The organism is Streptomyces sp. Ru72, assembly GCF_002920635.1.
GTDB lineage: Bacteria > Actinomycetota > Actinomycetes > Streptomycetales > Streptomycetaceae > Streptomyces.
The window spans coordinates 1-21,184 of sequence record NZ_PQSR01000050.1; the positions used below are offsets into that span (position 1 = coordinate 1).

At 72.0% G+C, this 21,184-nt stretch carries 21 protein-coding genes; 15 read left to right on the forward strand and 6 right to left on the reverse strand.

Features of this window, described 5'->3' with window-relative positions; all coding sequences use genetic code 11:
• Window positions 1–360: 360 nt before the first annotated feature.
• Window positions 361–1,491 (forward strand): esterase family protein, encoded by a 1,131-nt coding sequence (locus tag C3488_RS22415; RefSeq protein ID WP_103842116.1) that lies wholly within the window; start codon window positions 361–363, stop codon window positions 1,489–1,491.
• Between the two features lie 359 nt (window positions 1,492–1,850).
• The gene (locus tag C3488_RS22420; protein ID WP_103842117.1) at window positions 1,851–3,017 is read left to right on the forward strand and encodes a hypothetical protein; all 1,167 of its coding nucleotides are present in this window, start codon (window positions 1,851–1,853) and stop codon (window positions 3,015–3,017) included.
• Between the two features lie 78 nt (window positions 3,018–3,095).
• Here C3488_RS22420 and C3488_RS22425 read toward each other — a convergent pair whose 3' ends face one another.
• Window positions 3,096–4,427 (reverse strand): PH domain-containing protein, encoded by a 1,332-nt coding sequence (locus C3488_RS22425; protein WP_103842119.1) that lies wholly within the window; start codon window positions 4,425–4,427, stop codon window positions 3,096–3,098.
• A complete protein-coding gene (locus C3488_RS22430; protein ID WP_103842120.1) occupies window positions 4,424–4,915 on the reverse strand; it encodes a PH domain-containing protein in 492 nt (163 codons plus the stop codon). Before C3488_RS22430 ends, C3488_RS22425 begins: the two co-directional genes overlap by 4 nt.
• A 31-nt stretch (window positions 4,916–4,946) precedes the next feature.
• Here C3488_RS22430 and C3488_RS22435 point away from each other — a divergent pair, with 31 nt between their 5' ends.
• Entirely contained in the window at window positions 4,947–6,098 is a 1,152-nt protein-coding gene (locus C3488_RS22435) for an NADH-quinone oxidoreductase subunit D (RefSeq protein WP_103842122.1), read from the forward strand.
• Between the two features lie 150 nt (window positions 6,099–6,248).
• On the opposite strand, the gene C3488_RS22440 is transcribed toward C3488_RS22435, so the two are convergent.
• Entirely contained in the window at window positions 6,249–7,262 is a 1,014-nt protein-coding gene (locus C3488_RS22440) for an SAM-dependent methyltransferase (protein WP_258053580.1), read from the reverse strand.
• A gap of 143 nt (window positions 7,263–7,405) precedes the next feature.
• Between C3488_RS22440 and C3488_RS22445 the strand changes: the two genes are divergently transcribed.
• On the forward strand, window positions 7,406–8,611 hold the full coding sequence (locus C3488_RS22445; protein WP_103842123.1) for a sensor histidine kinase: 1,206 nt from the start codon (window positions 7,406–7,408) through the stop codon (window positions 8,609–8,611).
• A 50-nt stretch (window positions 8,612–8,661) separates the two neighbouring features.
• Entirely contained in the window at window positions 8,662–9,333 is a 672-nt protein-coding gene (locus tag C3488_RS22450) for a response regulator transcription factor (RefSeq protein WP_103842125.1), read from the forward strand.
• A 36-nt stretch (window positions 9,334–9,369) separates the two neighbouring features.
• On the opposite strand, the gene C3488_RS22455 is transcribed toward C3488_RS22450, so the two are convergent.
• Both C3488_RS22455 and C3488_RS22460 read right to left on the reverse strand, forming a co-directional pair.
• Window positions 9,370–10,476: a DUF5937 family protein gene (locus C3488_RS22455; RefSeq protein ID WP_103842188.1), complete on the reverse strand. Its 1,107-nt coding sequence runs from the start codon at window positions 10,474–10,476 to the stop codon at window positions 9,370–9,372.
• A gap of 54 nt (window positions 10,477–10,530) precedes the next feature.
• On the reverse strand, window positions 10,531–11,751 hold the full coding sequence (locus C3488_RS22460) for a low specificity L-threonine aldolase (protein WP_103842126.1): 1,221 nt from the start codon (window positions 11,749–11,751) through the stop codon (window positions 10,531–10,533).
• A 197-nt stretch (window positions 11,752–11,948) separates the two neighbouring features.
• Between C3488_RS22460 and C3488_RS22465 the strand changes: the two genes are divergently transcribed.
• From C3488_RS22465 to C3488_RS22510, 10 genes are all read left to right on the forward strand, one after another.
• A complete protein-coding gene (locus tag C3488_RS22465; RefSeq protein WP_103842128.1) occupies window positions 11,949–12,881 on the forward strand; it encodes a Rossmann-like and DUF2520 domain-containing protein in 933 nt (310 codons plus the stop codon).
• Window positions 12,878–13,918 (forward strand): pantoate--beta-alanine ligase, encoded by a 1,041-nt coding sequence (panC, locus tag C3488_RS22470; RefSeq protein WP_103842129.1) that lies wholly within the window; start codon window positions 12,878–12,880, stop codon window positions 13,916–13,918. Before C3488_RS22465 ends, panC begins: the two co-directional genes overlap by 4 nt.
• A complete protein-coding gene (locus C3488_RS22475) occupies window positions 13,915–15,630 on the forward strand; it encodes an L-aspartate oxidase (protein ID WP_103842131.1) in 1,716 nt (571 codons plus the stop codon). Before panC ends, C3488_RS22475 begins: the two co-directional genes overlap by 4 nt.
• A gap of 5 nt (window positions 15,631–15,635) precedes the next feature.
• On the forward strand, window positions 15,636–16,613 hold the full coding sequence (gene nadC / locus C3488_RS22480; protein WP_103842133.1) for a carboxylating nicotinate-nucleotide diphosphorylase: 978 nt from the start codon (window positions 15,636–15,638) through the stop codon (window positions 16,611–16,613).
• Between the two features lie 10 nt (window positions 16,614–16,623).
• Window positions 16,624–17,427, forward strand: a complete 804-nt coding sequence (locus C3488_RS22485) for a type III pantothenate kinase (RefSeq protein WP_103842134.1) — start codon at window positions 16,624–16,626, stop codon at window positions 17,425–17,427.
• 194 nt (window positions 17,428–17,621) lie between these two features.
• Window positions 17,622–18,344, forward strand: a complete 723-nt coding sequence (locus C3488_RS22490; RefSeq protein ID WP_258053581.1) for a hypothetical protein — start codon at window positions 17,622–17,624, stop codon at window positions 18,342–18,344.
• A gap of 91 nt (window positions 18,345–18,435) precedes the next feature.
• Window positions 18,436–18,615 carry a hypothetical protein gene (locus C3488_RS22495; RefSeq protein ID WP_103842136.1) on the forward strand — a complete coding sequence of 60 codons (180 nt, stop codon included), beginning with the start codon at window positions 18,436–18,438 and terminating at the stop codon, window positions 18,613–18,615.
• Between the two features lie 202 nt (window positions 18,616–18,817).
• A complete protein-coding gene (locus C3488_RS22500) occupies window positions 18,818–19,246 on the forward strand; it encodes a BlaI/MecI/CopY family transcriptional regulator (RefSeq protein ID WP_103842137.1) in 429 nt (142 codons plus the stop codon).
• Window positions 19,247–19,255: 9 nt separating this feature from the next.
• The gene (locus tag C3488_RS22505) at window positions 19,256–19,789 is read left to right on the forward strand and encodes an amino-acid N-acetyltransferase (RefSeq protein ID WP_103842139.1); all 534 of its coding nucleotides are present in this window, start codon (window positions 19,256–19,258) and stop codon (window positions 19,787–19,789) included.
• A 251-nt stretch (window positions 19,790–20,040) separates the two neighbouring features.
• Window positions 20,041–20,379, forward strand: coding sequence for an Lsr2 family protein (locus tag C3488_RS22510; protein ID WP_103842140.1), 339 nt, complete (start codon window positions 20,041–20,043; stop codon window positions 20,377–20,379).
• On the opposite strand, the gene C3488_RS22515 is transcribed toward C3488_RS22510, so the two are convergent.
• Window positions 20,358–20,990: an SCO3374 family protein gene (locus tag C3488_RS22515; RefSeq protein WP_103842142.1), complete on the reverse strand. Its 633-nt coding sequence runs from the start codon at window positions 20,988–20,990 to the stop codon at window positions 20,358–20,360. The genes C3488_RS22510 and C3488_RS22515 overlap by 22 nt on opposite strands.
• Window positions 20,991–21,184: the final 194 nt, after the last annotated feature.

Sequence of the window (21,184 nt, forward strand, 5' to 3'; positions counted from 1 at the left end):
GCGGCGATGTCCAGGCCTCCCACGAGGGTGCAGGCCCTGGCGATCAGCGTGGGGACGGCCTCCGCACGCGGGCCGCGGAGTATGCGCCGCACCACACGTGATCGCTCCGGAACCTCACCCGACTTTTCCCCATCTATCCTGACAGACATCGCATCCCGTAGTTCTGCGAGAGACCTTGAGCCCGGTGCCGATCGGGGCATCCGGCGACATTGCGCCCTCTAGGACGGTGTCTCGGGGAGAGAGGTTCACTCCCCATCACAAAGCCGGTTCAAAGCCGACGGAAAGTCCGGGGCAAGAGTCGGCGAAACCGCGGGGGCGGGCCCCGCGGCACGTATGGAAAGCGCAGGCAGGAAAGAGCCCATGGGTCTCACGAGCAACAAGGTGCTGGCGCTGGCGATCGTGTTCGCCGTGCTGCTGTTCGTCGGCACGGTGTGGTACTGGCCACGGCTGGCACGACGGAACTGGCTGGCCGTCAGCGGACGGGTCGGTCTGCTGTTCGCCACCCAGGTGTCGATCTTCGCGTCCCTCGGGCTCTTCGCCAACCAGACCTTCGGCTTCTACGCCAGCTGGTCCGATCTGTTCGGCCAGGACACCGGACAGGGCGTGGTCGTCGACAACGGTGCCACGGGAGCGAGCGGCGGAGCCGTCCAGGTGGTCGGCACCCAGACGGTGAACGTGGCGGGCGGCGCACGGCCGCAGATCGGCGGGCAGATCCAGAGGATCACCATATTCGGCGCCAAGACGCACATCGCCACGCCTGCGTACGTCTACCTGCCACCGGAGTACTTCCAGCCGCAGTTCCGCACGCGGTCGTTCCCGGTGGGCGTCGTCCTCACCGGCTACCCGGGTACGGCGGAGGCGCTCATCAAGGGGCTGAAGTATCCCCAGACGGCGCACGACCTGGCGAAGAGCGGCAAGATGCAGCCGATGATCCTGGTGATGCTGCGGCCGACCGTGGTGCCGCCGCGGGACACGGAGTGCGTGGACATCCCGGGTGGGCCGCAGGTCGAGACCTTCTTCGCGAAGGACCTCCCCGACGCGATCAAGTCCCACTACAAGAGGGTGGGCGTGAGGCCCGCCGGCTGGGGCATCATCGGCGACTCCACGGGCGGCTACTGCGCGCTGAAGTTCGCGATGCACCACCCGGACGTCTATGCCGCCGCGGTGGGTCTGTCGCCGTACTTCAAGGCGCCGATCGACCCGACCACGGGCGACCTCTTCCACGGGAACAAGGAACTGCAGAACCGCGCCGACCTGATGTGGTACCTCAAGCACATGCCGGCTCCCAACACCTCACTGCTCGTCACGAGCAGCAAGCACGGGGAGTTCCACTACAAGGCCACGCTCAAGTTCATTGAGCAGGTGCGGGCGAACAAGGTGACGCGGATCTCCTCCCTCATCCTCCCGAGCGGGGGCCACAACTTCAACACGTGGCTCCGGGAGATCCCGAGCTCGCTGCAGTGGATGAGCGGGCGGCTCAGCGACCGCTGAGCGGGTGAATGGGTGGTATCTCCACGGGAATTCACCGCAATCCGGAGACGGTCGGCTCCCCGTTCCCTTTCGGGCGGGGAGCCGGGCCGCGGTAACGAGCTTCCGGCCGCACATAAACGATCTTGAAGATCTGTCCCGGTGACTCCGGAAGGGGCCCATGGCGTGCCGAAACGGCCCGGAGGAGCGGCCCATGACCCACTTCGGTGTCGATGACGTATCCATCTCCGAAGCCAATCTCCCGGATTCGGGAGGGTGCTGTTCCCATTCAGGTGTCGCGAGGCTGTGGGAACGTTGCGGTGTGGCCGCATTTTTACCGGGCGTGGCACCATCATTCGCCTACGCGCGGTAAGTTTCTGGCCATGCCACGTGGACGTCACCGTCATTCCCCACCCTTGCACAGGCTGTTGCCTCCTTCGGTGATCGCAGGCGTCTCGGTCGTCTGCGCCGTGGGGCCCTGGTTGTTCACGGAGCCGCTGGTGCTCCGTGGGCTGGCCGCGGGTGCCGCGGTCACGACGATCGTGGGCTCGGTCGTCATGCGCCGCTGGGATCTGGCCGCGGGCAAACGCGTCGCCGACCTCACGCGCGCGCGGGCGAGCGACGAATGGCGTCACGAGGAGCGCGTCGCCGAGCTGGAGACCGACCTCGAGGAGTCGCGCGAACTGCGGGTCAAACTGGAGCAGAGGCTCCGTGCCAAGCGCACGGAACTGGCCAATCTCCGCAACGAACACGCCGCCCTGCTGCGGCGGTACGCCACGGCGGAGACGGAGCGCGCGAGCGCCCTGGAGGGCCGCCGCCGGCTGGCGATCGAGGCCGCGCCCGCTTCTCGGGAGCTGTCCGCGCCGGTCGCTGAGGCGCCCGCCACCGGGCCGGACAAGGACGCAGGGCCGGCGCCGTCCGCGCCCCGGGCGTTCTCCGCGGAGGGCCCGGCGCTCTTCGCGGCGGCCAACGAGGCGCTGGCACGGCTTGCCCGGGGCGGGACCGCGGTCGTGGCCGGAGAGCCGGACACCGACGCCGGGGCGGCGAGCGAGAAGGACTCACCGACGAAGGGCGGCCCCGACGACGACGGCGGCGAGGGGGCCTCAGCAGGCCCCGACGCCCCGGAGGCCCCCGAGGCCGGTAGCGAGACCGAGGGCGCGGGCGAGCCGGCTGCCGAGCGGGAGCACCCGGCCGGTTCCGAGCGACAGCAGCCCGAGGCCCCCGCCGCCAAGCCGGCCCACACCACCGGCCACTTCACGGTGCCGACCGCCGTGGCCGTCGTACCGTCGGCCCCGCGTCCGCGCCCGGCCGTCGAGGGCGGGTTCGACTTCTTCGGCACCAAGTCGCGGCAGAGCCTGGAGTCCGTGCAGAACGAGGACCTCGCGGACGTCGTCGGCCAGGAGGCGCTCGCGGCGCACAAGGCGGAGTCCGAGTCCGGCTTCAAGTCCGCGGACCCCGAGGCGCGCGCCGTCGGCCAGGTCATCGACCTGACGGCGCACGACGAGACCGAGCGGATCGACGTCCAGGGGCTGCGGACCGCGGCCTCCTGACCCGTCAGGACGTGGATGAGGGGCGGCGGCACGCCAGGTGCCGCCGCCCCTCACGTCGTCACGTGGTGGCGCTGCCGCCTACGAGGCCATCCACCGGTCCGGCCGCGCGTCCCGCCGCCCCGTGCGCGACCGGTCGGCCTGCGCGTGCAGCAGCGCCGCCGCCTCCTCGGCGTCCCTGAGGCACGCCGTGACCGTCTTGTTCGCGCCGGTGTCCAGATGCACGTCGGCGACCCGCCACAGCCGCTGCCAGGGCCCCTGCGTCAGCCGTGCGCTCTGCACCTTGGCGTGCGGGACCAGGGACAGGGTGCGGCGCATCAGGCCGTGCCGGGCGGCGAACACCGCCTCGGTGACGGCCAGACCCTGGCCGCGCCACCACACCGGCAGGCACCGGGCCGCGCGCCGCGGCGGCCGGGACAGGGACGTCGGCACGGTCACCCCGGGCAGCACCCGGGCGATCACCGACTCGGCCGCCGCGCGCGGGGCGACCGGCACCAGCACCGGGTTGGACGAGCCCGCCACGTCCAGTTCGACCCGCACCCAACCGCGCCTGCGCCACAGCAGCGGCTCCACGATCCGTACGCTCTGCACGCGCCCCGGCGGCACCGTCTCGTGCGACCGGTCCAGCAGCCCGCGGTCGATGCGGAGCCCGTCCGGCGACTCGCCCACCGTCCAGTCGTACGCGCGCACGAAACGCCCCGCCGACCTGGTGGCCGCGCCGCCGATAAGCGGCACCCCGGCGGCCAGCACCGCCCCCACGCTGTGCGTGCCGAGCCACACCAGCGTCGGCACGACCAGGGCGCCGAGCAGCGAGCCCCAGGTGGCGCCGACGAGGAGGAGCGAGACGGCCAGGTCGCCCGGCGGCACGTGCAGCAGCCGCAGTACCGGTGCCTCGCCGACCTCGTGCGCCGTCTCGGGGGCGAAGCCGGCCGCGCGGGCGAGGAGCTCGGCCCGCAGCGCCCGCGCCTCCCCCTGGCCGAGATAGGCCAGTTCGTCCTTCTTGTGGGTGCCGATGACGTCCAGCTTCAGCTTGGCGACACCCGTGAGGCGGGCCAGCAGCGGCTGGGTGAGGTCGACGGCCTGCAACCGGTCCAGACGGATGTGCGCGGTGCGGCGGAACAGCAGACCCGTGCGGATGCGCAGTTCGGTGTCGGTCACCGAGAAGTGCGTGAACCACCAGCTGAGGAAGCCGTACAGGGCGGCGGTCGGCACGAGGACCGCGAGCCCGATGAGCAGCGCGGTCGCGGTCAGTCTCGCCAGCTGCTCCTGGGCCTGGTTCGGGTCGTGCACGGCCCAGCCGACGACCACGGCGACCGGCGCCCAGGCGCGCCGCAGCGGGGTCACGGGATGCAGCCGCCGCTCGGTACCGCGCTGCCCCTCGGGTATGCCGGGCTGTGCCCCGCTGTCGCTCACAGTCCCGCCGATCGGGCCTCGCCCAGCTCGGTCAGCCGATCCCGCAGCCGCTCCGCCTCGGCCGGATGCAGACCGGGGATCCTGGCGTCGGTCGCGGCGGCGGCCGTGTGCAGCTGGACGCTCGCCAGCCCGAAATGCCGTTCGACGGGACCGGAGGTCACCTCCACGAGCTGCATGCGGCCGTACGGCACCACGGTCTCCTCCCGCCACAGCACGCCCCGGCTGATCAGCAGGTCGTCGGCGCGCTCGGCGTACCGCCAGGAGCGCCAGTTGCGGCCGAGCAGCACCCAGCCCCAGGCGAGCCCGCCGAGCGGCAGCACTGCGAACAGCGCCCACACCGGCCCGGCCAGCAGACCCGGCAGCAGCGCCACCAGGACGGTCATCGGCCCCAGCCACACCAGCAGCAGCATCCGCCGCATTCTCAGCAGCCCCGGCGGCAGACCCGCCCAGAGGGGCTCGCCGCCCGCCTTCACCGTCCCCGTTTCCATGGCGCAAGCGTACGTACGAGAGACTGGGTCCATGACTCCTACGACGGAGACCATGGTCGGGATCGGCGGCGCCGCGGAGAGCACCGACATGGTGCTCAACATCGGGCCCCAGCACCCGTCCACGCACGGTGTGCTGCGGCTGAAGCTGGTGCTGGACGGCGAGCGGATCAGGCGCGCGGAGCCGGTCATCGGCTATATGCACCGCGGTGCGGAGAAGCTGTTCGAGGCGCGCGACTACCGCCAGATCATCATGCTGGCCAACCGCCACGACTGGCTCTCCGCCTTCTCCAACGAGCTGGGCGTGGTCCTCGCCGTCGAGCGGATGCTCGGCATGGAGGTGCCCGAGCGCGCCGTGTGGATGCGCACGCTGCTCGCCGAGCTGAACCGGGTCCTCAACCACCTGATGTTCCTCGGCTCCTATCCGCTGGAACTGGGCGGCATCACGCCGGTTTTCTACGCGTTCCAGGAGCGCGAGGAGCTGCAGAACGTCATGGAGGAGATCTCCGGCGGCCGCATGCACTACATGTTCAACCGGGTCGGCGGGCTCAAGGAGGACCTTCCGGCCGGATGGACCGCACGCGCGCGTACCGCCGTCCGTGACGTGCGCTCCCGCATGGACCGGTTCGACGACCTGGTGCTCGGCAACGAGATCTTCCGGGGGCGCACCCGGGGCGTGGGCGTCCTCGCGCCGGAGACCGTGCACGCGTACGGGGTCAGCGGGCCGATCGCGCGCGGCTCCGGTGTGGACTTCGACCTGCGCCGGGACGAGCCGTACCTGGCCTACGGGGAACTCCAGGACACCCTCAGGGTCGTCACCCGGCAGGAGGGCGACTGCCTGGCCCGGTTCGAGTGCCTGCTGGAGCAGACGCACAACGCGCTGGACCTGGCCGACGCGTGCCTGGACCGGCTGGCCGAGCTGCCGCCGGGGCCGGTCAACCAGCGCCTGCCCAAGGTGCTCAAGGCGCCCGAGGGCCACACCTACGCCTGGACCGAGAACCCGCTCGGCATCAACGGCTACTACCTGGTCAGCAAGGGCGACAAGACCCCGTACCGGCTCAAGCTCCGCTCGGCCTCGTACAACAACATCCAGGCGCTGACCGAGCTGCTGCCGGGCACGCTGGTCGCGGACATGGTGGCGATCCTTGGGTCGATGTTCTTCGTGGTCGGGGACATCGACAAGTAGCTCCCGCGAGCAGCTTCCCGAGTAGCCTTCCCGAGCAGCTTTTCCGAGCAGCTTTTCCGAGCAGTCGGCGGCCTCGAGCCGATCGAGGCCGTCGAGCCCTTCCGGACCGTCGTGCCCTTCTGGTCTCTGCGCTCTACGAGGCTTCGCGCCCTACGAGTCCTTGTGGCCTTCGAGCCCCTCCAGGGCCGCTTCCGCGATGCCCACCGGCTGGAGCAGCCAGCCGAAGTCGCCGAGGCCGCCGGGCGCGGTGAGTTCGGCGGCGGCTCCGGCGTGTGCGAGGGCGCGTACGTACGCGGAGGGGTCCGTGGAGGCGAGGGTGAGCGGGGGGCGTGCGCCGGTGATCCCGAGGGCTCGCAGCGCGGCGCGCTGGGTCAGCAGGCGTGCCCCGGGCAGGGCGCACGCGTCCAGGGCCACATGCGCCGTGATGTCGCAGGAGCCGTCCGGCACGGGAGCGCACTCCCGGCCCGCGCGGAAGCCGGTGAGCGTCCCGAACGGAGGCCGGGCGTCCGCGTGGTGCGCGTAGTCGACGGCGACGGCCAGCCCGCGCTCGACAGTGGCGACCGCGGCTGCCCACGCGGTGTCCCGGGGCACGCCGATCTCGGCCCGGGACCCTTCGGCGGACAGCGGCCACCAGCGCTCCAGCCAGGCGGCATCCGCTCCCGTGACCGGCTCCCCGAGCCGCTCGGTCCCGTCCCGCCGGACCAGGACCAGCCGGGGCAGGCCGTCGGCGTCCGCCTCCGCGACCTCGACCGGCACGTTGTCCAGCCACTCGTTCGCGAACAGCAGGCCGGTGATCTTCTCCGGGGGCTCTCCCCGCCACTCGATCCCGCGATCCAGGCCCCGGGGCCGGCCGGCGATCTCCACGGCACACGCGCGCGTGCGGGCGGCCACGTCCCCGGGCAGCGCGTCCAGGACCCCGGCGACCAGTTCGCCCCGCCCCGCCGCCATGTCCACGAAGGTCAGCTCGGCCGGCCGTCCCAGCGCCTCGTCGACCAGGCACAGCAGCCGGGCCACGGCCACCGCGAACAGCGGCGAGGCGTGCACGGACGTACGGAAGTGTGCCGCAGGCCCCTCGGGCCGCCGGTAGAAGCCGCCCGCCCCGTACAGCGCCTCCTCGGCCGCCGCCCGCCATCCCCGCCACTCATCGCTCAGCCGCTGGTCCACGGGGTCAGGCTAGGCGCACCGTCGCCAGGCATCTCCGACCAAGGGGTGCCGGCGGGTATCCACCTTGCGGAGTACGTGTGTCCGTCACGGATCGGCCCTCCGGTTGACCCCCGCACCCTGCGCGTTTCCCTACTCTGGGTTACGTGCAGCGCCTCTATGACTTCCTCCGCAGGCATCCCACCTGGGTCGACAGTTTCTGGGCCGTCGTCCTGTTCGGGCTCTCCTGCGTGAGCCTGACGAACCTCAACGGGGCGCCGGACCACCACGGATCGCTCCCGGTCGGGCTCGCCGTCTCCGTCGTGCTCTGCCTCGTCGTCGCGCTGCGCCGCCGCATCCCCGAGAAGATGCTGATCGTCGCCGCCGGCATGGGCCTGGCCCAGCTGGTCCTGGACGAGCAGCCGGTGATCGCCGACTTCGCGATGCTGGTGATCATCTACACGGTCGCCGCCCTGGGCGCCCGATGGGCCTCGCGGGTCGGCCTGGCCGTGGGCCTGAGCGCGGGCATCCTGGCCGCGGTCCGCTGGCCTGAGCACCACTCCAGCGTCCTCGGCAACATCGCGATAGCCGTCTTCCAGACGGTGCCCTTCGCCCTCGCCTGGGTCCTCGGCGACTCCCTGCGCACCCGGCGCGCCTACTTCGCCCAGCTGGAGGAGCGTGCCGCCAGGCTGGAGAAGGAGCGCGAGGCGCAGGCCAAGGTCGCGGTCGCCGCCGAGCGCGCCCGTATCGCCCGCGAGCTGCACGACGTGGTCGCGCACAACGTCTCGGTGATGGTGGTGCAGGCCGACGGCGCCGCCTACGTCCTCGACACCGCCCCCGACCAGGCGAAGAAGGCCCTGGAGACGATCTCCACCACCGGCCGTCAGGCGCTGGCCGAGATGCGCCGCCTGCTCGGCGTGCTGCGGACCGGCGAGCACAAGGAGGGGGGCGAGTACGTCCCGCAGCCCGACGTCGAACAGATCGACGAGCTGGTCGAGCAGTGCCGCAGCTCTGGCCTGCCCGTCGACTTCAAGGTGGAGGGCACCCCGCGCCCGCTGCCCAGCGGCGTGGAGCTCACCGCGTACCGCATCGTGCAGGAGGCGCTCACGAACACCCGCAAGCACGGCGGGCCGGGCGCGGGCGCCAGCGTGCGGCTGGTGTACTTCGACGACGGCCTCGGACTGCTCGTCGAGGACGACGGCAAGGGCGCCCCGCACGAGCTCTACGAGGAGGGCGGCCTCGACGGCCAGGGCCACGGTCTGATCGGCATGCGGGAGCGCGTCGGCATGGTCGGCGGAACCCTGGACGCGGGCCCCCGCCCCGGAGGAGGCTTCCGCATCAGTGCCCTGCTTCCGCTGAAACCGGCCCACTGACATGTGCCCGCCCCAGCCCGCCGACACCCACCGACCGAAGGACCCCCGCCATGCCGATCCGCGTGATGCTCGTCGACGACCAGGTGCTGCTGCGCACCGGGTTCCGGATGGTGCTGGCCGCCCAGCCGGACATGGAGGTCGTCGCCGAGGCGGGTGACGGCGTCGAGGCCCTTCAGGCGCTGCGTTCGACCGAGGTCGACGTGGTGCTGATGGATGTGCGCATGCCGAAGCTGGACGGCGTGGAGGCGACCCGCCGCATCTGCGCGGACCCGAACCCGCCGAAGGTTCTGATCCTCACCACGTTCGACCTCGACGAGTACGCGTTCTCGGGGCTGAAGGCGGGCGCCTCCGGCTTCATGCTCAAGGACGTGCCGCCCGGTGAACTGCTCGCCGCCATCCGCGCCGTGCACAGTGGCGACGCGGTGGTCGCGCCGTCCACGACCCGTCGTCTGCTCGACCGGTTCGCACCCATGTTGCCGGGCGGCAGCACCGAGCCGCGGCACAAGGAGCTGGACCGGCTCACCGACCGCGAGCGCGAGGTCATGGTGCTGGTGGCCCAGGGCCTGTCCAACGGCGAGATCGCGGCCCGGCTGGTGCTGTCGGAGGCGACCGTGAAGACCCATGTGGGCCGCATCCTGACCAAGCTGGGGCTCAGGGACCGGGTGCAGGTGGTCGTCCTCGCCTACGAGACGGGGCTCGTCCGGGCGGGCGGGCACGGCTGAGCCACCGCTGAGCGGCCGGCCCCCGGCCGGTGGCGCCTACCGGAGGATGCCCTCCAGGAAGTCGCTGCCGAGCCGGGCCACCGCCGTGACGTCCATCTGGTGCAGCACGTACCGGCCGCGGCGGCGGGTGGTGATCAGACCGGCCTTCTTCAGGACGCCCACGTGCCGGGATATCTCCGGCGGACTCATCCCGTGGATCTGCGCCAGCTCGCTCGTGGTGAACGTACTGCGGGCCAGACTGCGGCAGATCTGCATCCGCGCCGGGTGGGACAGCGCGGCCAGCCGACGGGACAGCTCTTCGACGGAGAGCGGGGAGGCCGGCCCCGGTGAGGTGATGGGGTAGTGCAGCAGGGGCTGCCAGCCGTACCGGTGCAGCACCATCAGGTGAGGCCGGCCGAGACTGGTCGGCACCAGCAGCAGGCTCCTGCCCGCCGTGGTGGTGCGTCCCCGGCCCAGCTTGTCGACGGTGATCCGGTCGCCGTCCTCGTCGATGAGGACCGCGGGCGATACCGCGGCCAGCGCCTCGGTCAGGCCCTTGTGCCGCAGGAGGTCGGTCTTGTGGCGGGCGTCCGCCGTGAGCTGGTGGCGCAGCCGGGACCAGGTCTCGGCGAAGAAGGCCTCGTCACAGTCCTCCAGGAACTGCCGCAGCCAGGCCCGCACCCGTGGCGGGTCCTCGAACAGCCGCTGCGTGAACAGCAACTGTCGCGGTCCTCGGGCGGCGGCCAGCTCGAGGGCGCGCTGTCGCAGTCCGGGGTCGGCGAGCATAGGGGGGCCGGGCGTGCCGTAGGGCAGCGCGCAGGAGAACTCCAGCGCCGCATCCACGAACTGTTCATCCGTGAGCTGGTCCAGCTGGTCGAGCTCCTCGGCCAGGGTGGCTGCGGGGAGTGCCGTCCCGCCAGGGATCCCGGCGTACGGATGGAAGAGGTCCGAGTGCGACGTACGCCACAGGAAGTCGGCCTCGCACATCCGGTCGGCGAGGTGCGGGTCGAGACCGGCGGTCACGGTGGTCACCCATCCCTGCAGCCCGGGGTGGTGGCCGGGCTCCGACAGCGCGTGCAGGGCCATCCCGAGTTCGGACAGCGGTGAAGGCACGACGGAAACACTCTCCGGCCGCAGTCCGCTGATGTCGATGTCCACGCTCACGGCCTCATGGTGCACCCCGCCACCGACATCGCCGTCCTCGTTTGACGGAGGCCGTCAAACGGACCCGTCGACTCCCGGCAGCCGCTCCACGAACTCCACCGCCGCCTTCTTCACGTCGTCCGCCGTCCACTCCAGGGCGGCGGCGCGTACGTAGACCTCGGTGAAGGCCAGGTCCGGACCGCCGCGGTCCCAGGGGTTGGCGAACAGGAGCGTCCCCGTCTCCTCGCCTTGGCGGACGGCGGCCTGAGCGAGGACGTCCGCGTCGTACGGCAGCCAGACCTGGAACTCGTGTGTGTGCGGCGGGTCGGGGTGCACCCTCGCCCACGGCAGCCCCGCCGCCGCGAACCCCTCGCGCAGCGCGGCGGCCACCACGCGCGCGTGGCGCACGTACTCCGGCAGCCGGGGCAGTTCCCGCTCGAGTCCCGCCAGGGCCGACAGCACCGTCGGGAACTGCTGGAAGACCGTGCCGCCGTAGCGGTGCCGCCAGGTCTTCGCCTCGTCGACGAGGGTCCGGGGGCCCGCGAGCGCCGCGCCGCCGTACCCGTCGAGGGATTTGTAGAACGACACGTAGACGCTGTCCGCGAGGCCCGCGATCTCCTCCAGCGGACGGTCGAAGTGGACCGTGGTCTCCCACAGGCGCGCGCCGTCGAAGTGCACCACCGCGTCGCGCTCGTGCGCCGCCTCGACGACCTCGGCGAGCTCCTCGAAGGAGGGCAGGACGAAACCGGCGTCCCTGAGGGGCAGTTCGAGCATCAGCGCCCCGAAGGGCTGCTCGAAGTCGCGCACCTCCTCGGCGGTCGGCAGCCGGGGCTCGCTCGTCACGCGCACCGGGCGCAACCCGCTGACCTCGCTGAACGCCTTCCGCTCGTGCACCTCGGGGTGGGCGAGCGCATGCAGGGCCACCGTGGGGTCGCCGGTGCGGCCCGCCCAGCAGCGCAGTGCCACCTGCTGGGCCATGGTGCCGGTCGGGAAGAAGGCGGCGGCCTCCTTGCCCAGCAGCCCGGCGACCTTCTCCTCCAGCGCCTCGACGATCCCCGTGCCGTACATGTCCCCGGTCTCGTCCAGGTCGTGCAGGCGCTCCGCGCCGTCCAGCAGCGCGAGCCGCTCCCGCAGCGTCCCCAGGAACCCCGGGCGCGCCAGCACGCGCTGCGCACCCCGGTAGGCGGCGATTCGGCGCTCCCGCAGCCGGCGCCGAAGCTCCTCGGGTGACTCCGCCGGGCCGTCCCCGCCCTGCCCGGCAGGCTCACCGGCACCCCGTTCAGCCGTTCGCGCCATGTCCCCCTCCGCCCTCGTTCCCACCCCTGGATCATCTACCGCGCCCCGCGCACGCGGCACCCCGATTTACCGACCGGCCGCGACCTGCGAGAACCCACAGCCTGTGGACAACCGGCCGCCTCACCCCCCAATCGCGTTAACATGACGAGAAATCGTCCGGTACCCAGAGCGGACTGGAACGGGAAGGCCACCGTCGAGTGAGTACAGTCCAGCAGCCAGACCCCAGGGACCGCCCAGCGCGGCTCACCGTGGGCGTGATCGGAGCCGGCCGGGTCGGGCCCGCGCTCGCCGCCTCGCTCCAGCTCGCCGGGCACCGCCCGGTCGCCGTCTCCGGGGTCTCGGACGCCTCCAGACGGCGCGCCGAGCAGATGCTCCCGGACGTGCCGCTCGTTGCGCCCTCCGAGGTGATGGGGCGCGCCGAACTGGTCCTGCTGACCGTCCCGGACGACACCCTGCCGGGCCTCGTCGAGGGCCTCGCCGAGACCGGGGCCGTACGTCCGGGCCAGCTCCTCGTGCACACCTCCGGGCGGTACGGCACGCGCGTGCTCGACCCCGCCCTGCGCGCCGGGGCGCTGCCGCTCGCCCTGCACCCCGCGATGACCTTCACCGGCACGCCCGTGGACGTCCAGCGCCTGGCCGGATGCTCCTTCGGGGTGACCGCGCCGGAGGAGCTGCGGCTGGCCGCCGAGGCCCTGGTGATCGAGATGGGCGGTGAGCCCGAGTGGGTCGCCGAGGAGATGCGCCCGCTCTACCACGCGGCCCTCGCCCTCGGCGCCAACCACCTGGTCACCCTGGTCGCCCAGTCCATGGAGCTGCTGCGCGCGGCGGGCGTCGAGGCCCCCGACCGCATGCTCGGTCCGCTGCTCGGGGCCGCCCTGGACAACGCGCTGCGCTCCGGCGACGCGGCGCTGACCGGCCCCGTCGCGCGCGGAGACGCGGGAACGGTCGCCGCGCATGTCTCCGAGCTGCGCAGGCACGCCCCCCAGACCGTCGCCGGCTACCTGGCGATGGCCCGCGCGACCGCCGACCGGGCCCTGGCCCACGGACTGCTGAAGCCGGAGCTGGCCGAGGACCTGCTCGGAGTCCTCGCCGACGGCACCGACCTGCGCGAGAACGGGGAAGACCGATGAGCCGCCGCCCCTTCGAACTGGCCCCCACGGTGGACGACCTGCGGCACCTCCAGGACCACTACGCGGTGCCGGGACGCACCGCCGTCGTGATGACCATGGGCGCTCTGCACGAGGGCCACGCCACCCTGATCCGGGCGGCGCGCAAGCACGTCGGCAGCAAGGGCTTCGTGATCGTCACCGTCTTCGTGAACCCGCTCCAGTTCGGCGCGGGCGAGGACCTCGACCGCTATCCGCGCACCCTGGACGCCGATCTGAAGGTGGCCGAGCAGTCCGGCGCGGACGTGGTGTTCGCCCCGTCCGTGGACGAGGTCTATCCGGGCGGCGAGCCCCAGGTGCGGATCTCCGCCGGTCCCATGGGCGAGCGTCTGGAAGGGGCCTACCGGCCGGGCCACTTCGACGGCATGCTCACCGTCGTCGCCAAGCTGCTCCACCTCACCCGCCCCGACGTGGCCCTGTACGGGCAGAAGGACGCCCAGCAGCTCGCCCTGATCCGCCGGATGGTGCGGGACCTGAACTTCGGCGTGGAGATCGTCGGCGTGCCCACCGTGCGTGAGGAGGACGGGCTGGCCCTGTCCAGCCGCAACCGCTACCTCTCGCCCCAGGAGCGGCACACCGCGCTCGCCCTGTCCCGCGCCCTGTTCGCGGGCCGCGACCGGCACGCCGCCCAGGAGGCGCTGCGCGCGCGTGCCCTTGAGGTGCCCGCCACGCACGCGCGTGCGGAGGCCCTGAGCGCCATAGGCGAGTCGCGTGCCGCCGCCGACGCGCACGCGGTCGCCAAGGCCGCGCCCGGCGGCCCCGCCGCCGTCCGCGCCGCCGCGAAGCTCGTCCTGGACGAGGCCACCCAGCTGGACCCGCCCCTGGTGCTGGACTACCTGGCCCTGGTCGACCCGTCGGACTTCACCGACGTCCCCGACGACTTCACCGGCGAGGCGGTCCTCGCCGTCGCCGCCCGGGTCGGGACGACCCGGCTGATCGACAACATCCCGCTCTCCTTCGGAGCACCCGAACCCGTCGACCCTCACGGAGCCGCCTCGTGACCGGCACAGGCATACGACTGCACGCGCCCGCCCCGGGCTGGTCCATCTCCGCCGACGTCGTGGTGGTCGGCTCCGGCGTGGCCGGGCTCACCGCGGCGCTGCGCTGCGACGCCGCCGGCCTGAACACGGTCGTCGTCACCAAGGCGCGCCTCGACGACGGCTCCACCCGTTGGGCTCAGGGCGGCATCGCGGCGGCCCTCGGCGAGGGCGACAGCCCGGAGCAGCACCTGGACGACACCCTGGTCGCGGGCGCGGGCCTGTGCGACGAGGAGGCCGTCCGCATCCTCGTCACCGAGGGCCCCGACGCCGTACGGCGGCTGATCTCGACCGGCGCGCACTTCGACACCGACGACGAGGGCGGCATCCAGCTCACCCGCGAGGGCGGGCACCACCGCCGCCGCATCGCGCACGCGGGCGGCGACGCGACCGGCGCCGAGATCTCCCGGGCGCTGGTGGAGGCGGTACGCGCGCGTGGGCTGCGCACGATCGAGAACGCGCTGGTCCTGGACCTGCTCACGGACGCCGACGGCCGTACCGCGGGCGTGACCCTGCACGTCATGGGCGAGGGCCAGCACGACGGCGTGGGCGCCGTGCACGCGCCCGCCGTGGTCCTCGCCACCGGCGGCATGGGTCAGGTCTTCTCCGCGACCACCAACCCCTCGGTGTCCACCGGCGACGGAGTGGCGCTCGCCCTGCGCGCGGGGGCCGAGGTCAGTGACCTGGAGTTCGTGCAGTTCCACCCGACCGTGCTGTTCCTCGGCCCGGACGCGGAGGGCCAGCAGCCCCTCGTCTCCGAGGCGGTCCGCGGCGAGGGCGCCCACCTGGTGGACGCCGACGGGGTGCGCTTCATGGTCGGCCAGCACGAGCTGGCGGAGCTCGCGCCCCGGGACATCGTCGCCAAGGGCATCATGCGCCGGATGCAGGAGCAGGACGCCGGGCACATGTTCCTCGACGCCCGCCACTTCGGCGCCGACATGTGGGAGCACCGCTTCCCCACGATCCTGGCCGCCTGCCGCGCCAACGGCATCGACCCGGTCACCGAGCCCGTCCCGGTCGCCCCGGCGGCCCACTACGCCTCCGGGGGCGTGCGCACCGACTCCCACGGCCGGACCACCGTGCCGGGCCTGTACGCGTGCGGCGAGGTCGCCTGCACGGGCGTCCACGGCGCGAACCGGCTCGCCTCCAACTCCCTCCTGGAGGGCCTGGTCTACGCCGAGCGCATCGCCGCCGACATCGCCCGGGACCAGAGGGCGAACGGTCTTCACGCGCGCGTGCCGCAGCCCGTCGCGTACTCGGAGAAGCCGGCGCACCCGCTGCTCGGCCCCGAGGCCCGCTTCGCGATCCAGCGGATCATGACCGAGGGCGCGGGCGTGCTGCGCTCCGCCGAATCCCTGGCCAAGGCGGCCGACCAGCTCCAGCGGCTGCACACCGAGGCCCGCGACGCCCTCCACGAGAACGGCAAGACCGCCGAGCCCGGCGTCGACACCTGGGAGGCCACCAACCTCCTGTGCGTGGCCCGCGTCCTGGTCGCCGCCGCCCTCCTGCGCGAGGAGACCCGCGGCTGCCACTGGCGGGAGGACCGGGCCGACCGCGACGACGCGAACTGGCGCCGCCACATCGTCGTACGGCTGAACCCGGATCGATCGCTGGCCGTGCACACCACAGACACCGCAGACTTCCCCCCGACCCTCGTAGCGTCCCAGGAGCAGTGACAGAAGTGAGCGACAACGACCTCCCCCTCGCCTCCACCGGAGGCTGCGGCGACGGCTGCGCCTGCGGCGCGGACGGCGACGAGGAATACCTGGAGTGCGGGCTCGACCCCGCGCTCGCCCAGCTCCTGGCCGACGCCGGACTCGACCCGGTGGAGGTCGAGGACATCGCAGGCGTCGCCATCCAGGAGGACCTGGACCACGGCGTGGACGTGACGACGGTCGCGACGATCCCCGAGGACGCGGTCGCCACCGGCGACTTCACCGCCCGTGAGGCGGGCGTCGTGGCGGGCCTCAGGGTCGCCGAGGCCGTGATCTCCGTGGTGTGCACCGACGAGTTCGAGGTCGAGCGCCATGTGGACGACGGCGACCGGGTGGAGTCCGGCCAGAAGCTGCTGACCGTCACCACCCGCACCCGTGACCTGCTCACCGCCGAGCGCAGCGCGCTGAACATCCTGTGCCGCCTGTCCGGCATCGCGACGGCCACGCGCGCGTGGGCGGACGCCCTTGAGGGCACCAAGACGCGCGTACGCGACACCCGCAAGACCACACCGGGCCTGCGCTCCCTGGAGAAGTTCGCGGTCCGCTGCGGCGGCGGCGTCAACCACCGCATGTCCCTGTCGGACGCGGCCCTGGTCAAGGACAACCACGTCGTCGCGGCCGGAGGCGTGGCCCAGGCCTTCCAGGCGGTCCGTGAGATGTTCCCGGACGTGCCGATCGAGGTCGAGGTCGACACCCTGCACCAGCTTCGCGAGGTCGTCGACGCGGGCGCGGACCTGATCCTCCTGGACAACTTCACGCCCACCGAGTGCGAGGAGGCCGTGGCGATCGTCAAGGGCCGCGCCCTGCTGGAGGCCTCGGGCCGCCTGACTTTGGGGAACGCCAAGGCGTACGCGGACACGGGCGTCGACTTCCTGGCGGTCGGGGCGCTCACGCACTCCTCCCCGATCCTGGACATCGGCCTGGACCTGCGAGCGGCGGAGTAGGTAGAGCCCCATGCTGCTGACCATCGACGTAGGCAACACGCACACCGTCCTCGGCCTGTTCGACGGCGAGGACATCGTGGAGCACTGGCGCATCTCCACCGACGCCCGCCGCACGGCCGACGAGCTGGCGGTCCTCCTCCAGGGCCTGATGGGCATGCACCCGCTCCTCGGCGAGGACCTGGGCGACGGCATCGACGGCATCGCGATCTGCGCCACCGTGCCGTCCGTGCTGCACGAGCTGCGCGACGTGACCCGTCGCTACTACGGAGACGTGCCCGCGGTCCTCGTGGAACCCGGCGTCAAGACGGGCGTGCCGATCCTGACCGACAATCCCAAGGAGGTCGGCGCGGACCGGATCATCAACGCGGTCGCGGCCGTCGAGCTCTACGGAGGCCCGGCGATCGTCGTGGACTTCGGCACGGCCACGACGTTCGACGCGGTCAGCGCGCGGGGGGAGTACGTCGGCGGCGTCATCGCACCCGGCATCGAGATCTCGGTCGAGGCGTTGGGCGTCAGGGGCGCGCAGCTGCGCAAGATCGAGGTGGCGCGGCCGCGGAGCGTGATCGGCAAGAACACGGTCGAGGCCATGCAGGCGGGAATCGTCTACGGCTTCGCGGGCCAGGTGGACGGCGTGGTCACCCGCATGGCCGGAGAACTGGCGGACGACCCGGACGACGTCACGGTCATCGCGACGGGCGGCCTGGCTCCCATGGTCCTGGGCGAGTCGGCGGTGATCGACGAACACGAACCGTGGCTGACACTGATCGGCCTGCGGTTGGTGTACGAACGGAACGTCTCCCGTATGGGGGGCTGAGCGCCCCCCAGGGGCGCGGGTCGTGTCGATATGCGGCTCCGCCCGTGGGCGCGCGGGTCAGCGCGAGCAGCACCCGCCGAAAGGCGAACAGCTCAACGGCGAACAGGCGCACCCGCGCCCCCACCTGGGGGAACCCCAGAGCGACACGGCACCCGGAGGGATCCGTTTTGTCCGATTAGCGGTAGCGTCCCCGCATGCCCACGCCACACGGATCCCGAGGCGCCCTGGCCTTCGGCGCGGAGGAGCTGCGCGTGCTCCGCCGCGCCCTCGCCCTCGCCCTGAACCCCCGCACCGCTTCCGCCGAGGACGTCCAGGACTGCCTCCGACTCGCCGAGTCCGTCGACGCGGCGGTGCGCGAGGGGGACCGCCTCAGGGCCTTCCTGCTGGCCGACCTCGCCCGCTACCGCGCCGCCCTCCCGGGTGCCGCCGGCGGCTACCTCACCCTCCTCCAGGACGCCCTCCGCGCCGGCTACCGCCCTGTCCCGGACGACCTCGCCGCGCTGCGCGCCCTGCGCGGCACCCCCCTGGCCGACGTCCTGCTCGACCGCTGCCGGGCCCTGGTGCCCCAGCAGGCGACGTTCGCCCCGTCGCGGCGTACGCCCGGCACGAGGATTTCGGCACCGGCCGAGCCCGGCGGGCGCGCGCACCTCGCTCCCCGCGGGTCCGCGGTCCCGGTCTGCCGTGCGCGTCTGACGGCCCTGCCAGGCGGCCGTGCGAGCGAGGAGGAGCGGCCCGAGGAGCCGACCCGCAAACCCGAGCGGAAGCCCGAGCGCAAGCCGGAGAAGCCCGCTCCCCGTCGTGAGCCCCAGGCCCCGCGCCCGACGCGCCGCCCGATCCCGACCCCGGGCGAGGTCTTCCCGCCGAAGCGGAAGCCGAGCCCTCCGGCCCACTCCCACGGGCAGCTCGCGGCCGGATAGGGCCCGTCGAAGAGGCAGACCCCGGATCGGCGCAATCCGGTGACGCCCACCCGACCGGGATCCTTCGGACACCCCTGGCTACTCTTGACGCATGGACTACGTCTCCGCGCTCGTGCCCCCGGTCGTCATGGCCGTGTTCTTCATCGGGCTCATCCGGGTGATCGTGAAGACCCAGGGCGGCGCCAACAAGGCCAAGGAGGACGCCGCCGTCGACGCGGCCCTCGCGCATGCCGAAAGCGCTCCCCGGAAGTCCGGGGACGCCGACGCCTGACCCTTTTTGTCCGGCCCTCGGGTCTTCCGGGCGGCACCCCGTGCCGCCAGGCGTACGACTCATGCCCCGAGTGTGTTTAGGGGTCGTACGCCCTTTTTGCTGCGGTTTGTCGTGTAAGTGCACGTCCCGCAAGCCATTGGCGACTTCTCCCACTATTGTGCTAAGCGTGCCTCGCCCATTGGGAGAACTCGAAGACGCGGTCATGACGCGGGTGTGGAAGTGGAACCGCCCGGTGACCGTTCGAGAAGTCCTGGAAGACCTTCAGCAGGAACGGTCCATCGCCTACACCACAGTGATGACCGTTTTGGACAATCTCCATCAGAAGGGCTGGGTCCGCCGGGAAGCGGAAGGCCGAGCCTATCGATATGAGGCGGTCTCCACCCGTGCCGCCTACGCGGCCGCGCTGATGAACGACGCCTGGTCGCAGAGCGACAACCCGGCCGCCGCGCTTGTCGCCTTCTTCGGCATGATGAGCGACGAACAGAGACAGGCACTCCGTGACGCGATGCGCATCGTGCAGGGCCCGGAGAGCACCCAGGAACCCCCGAGTGCCGAAACCGGTCCCGAGCTCCCGGCCGTGACGCCCGAGGAGAACAACCCCGCCTCGGCGGAGGGCGGCACCGGGCGATAGCGTCCGCTCATGCCAGCGAAGCGCCCTGAAGCCACCGCAAAAGCCATCACTGTACGACGGGCCAGGACGAGCGATGTCCCGGCGGTGCGCCGCCTCCTCGACTCCTACGTCCGCCGCGGCATCCTGCTCGACAAAGCGACCGTCACGCTTTACGAGGACATCCAGGAGTTCTGGGTCGCGGAACGCGACGACAACGGCGAGGTCGTGGGCTGCGGCGCCTTGCACGTGATGTGGGAGGACCTGGCGGAAGTCCGCACTCTCGCGGTGACGCCCGAGGCCAGGGGCCTGGGCGTGGGTCACCAGTTGCTGGAGAAGTTGCTGCAGACCGCCAGGTGGCTCGGCGTTCGCCGCGTTTTCTGTCTCACCTTCGAAGTCGACTTCTTCGGGAAGCACGGCTTCGTGGAGATCGGCGAGACGCCCGTCGACCAGGATGTCTACGCCGAGCTGTTGCGTTCCTATGACGAGGGCGTGGCGGAGTTCCTCGGTCTCGAACGAGTGAAACCGAACACCTTGGGCAACAGCCGGATGCTTCTGCATCTGTGATCGCCGGGCGATCGCGGGAGACTATTCGGCCGCGGTTCAGTCCGACGACCTTGCCCGGGTTCCCTATGTCCGAAACGCGCATGTTTCCGGTCTCCCGGCCGTCCGTCGGTCCCTCCCGGGGGGTTTGTGTTTTTCCGGCAAAAGCGGTTTGCTTTCCGACGTACTGCAGTACTGCATATAACAGGGGACGCGAAACGGGCGGCACCGGCCGCAGACCCTCGGCCCTGAAGTTATCGATGAAAGGAAATCCGGTGGCACAGAAGGTTCAGGTCCTTCTTGTCGACGACCTCGACGGTGGCGAGGCGGACGAGACCGTCACGTTCGCACTGGACGGCAAGACGTACGAGATCGATCTCACGACTGCCAACGCGGACAAGCTGCGCAGCCTTCTCGAGCCGTATGTGAAGGGCGGCCGTCGCACCGGAGGCCGTGCTTCGGGTGGGCGCGGAAAGGCCCGTGCGGCCGCTTCCGGTGGGAGCCAGGACACGGCGCAGATCCGCGCCTGGGCGAAGGAGAACGGCTACGAGGTCAACGACCGCGGCCGTGTTCCGGCGACCATCCGCGAGGCCTACGAGAAGGCGATGGGCTGAGCGCACGCGCGCCGCAGCCGGACCCGGTGGCACTGCGTCGCCATCGTGTCGACCAGCCGTACCAGATCGGGGGCACCCCCACCGCCCCCCATGGCCGACAATGTCGGCAGCACCTGTTCGACCTCGCACCCCGGCTCGGGGGGCCGCAGCCAGACGGCGGCCCCCTGTGAGACGGCCCGGTCCAGGGGAAGCGGCCGGGATCCCGGGGTGCCGGCCGGATGCGGCACCCGAGCCGGCGCGCATCCCGGCGGCGGCGGCGCCTCCATCTGCCCGCCCGCCCCGGTCGCCGTGAGGTCCAGGGCCAGCGCCCCCCACTCCAGCCAGTCGAGCAGCCCCGGCAGCTCCTCCGCGCTGCCCGCCGCCACCAGCAGCCGCATCCGCCCGGCGCACAACGCGACCGGGGAGGCGGGCCCCAGGTGTCTGAGCGCGGTGAAACCGGCCTCCGCGGGCACCTCCAGCACGTCGAAGCGCACACCGGTGACCAACCGCACGGGCTCTCCGGGCGCCGTCGGCCAGCCCAGCTCGTTCTCGTACCACTGACGCACGCTGCCGCTCGTGCCGGGATCGAGTGGCCTTCGTGGAGGGGGCACCGGGTGGACCGTGTGGACCATGTACGGAGCAACCGCCCGAGTCGGCGCGAGGTTACGCTGGGTGGTCGATCGATTGCTCCAAGTGCCGAAAAAAGGGGCGTACAGGGGTGTTCGGCGGCGCAAGGATGTTCGCCCGTAGCGGAGGGAAACGGTGCGCGCGGCATGGACTGTCGGTGTCGGCGGGTAAGACATCCCTAGTGGGAGGGGGCGTTGTG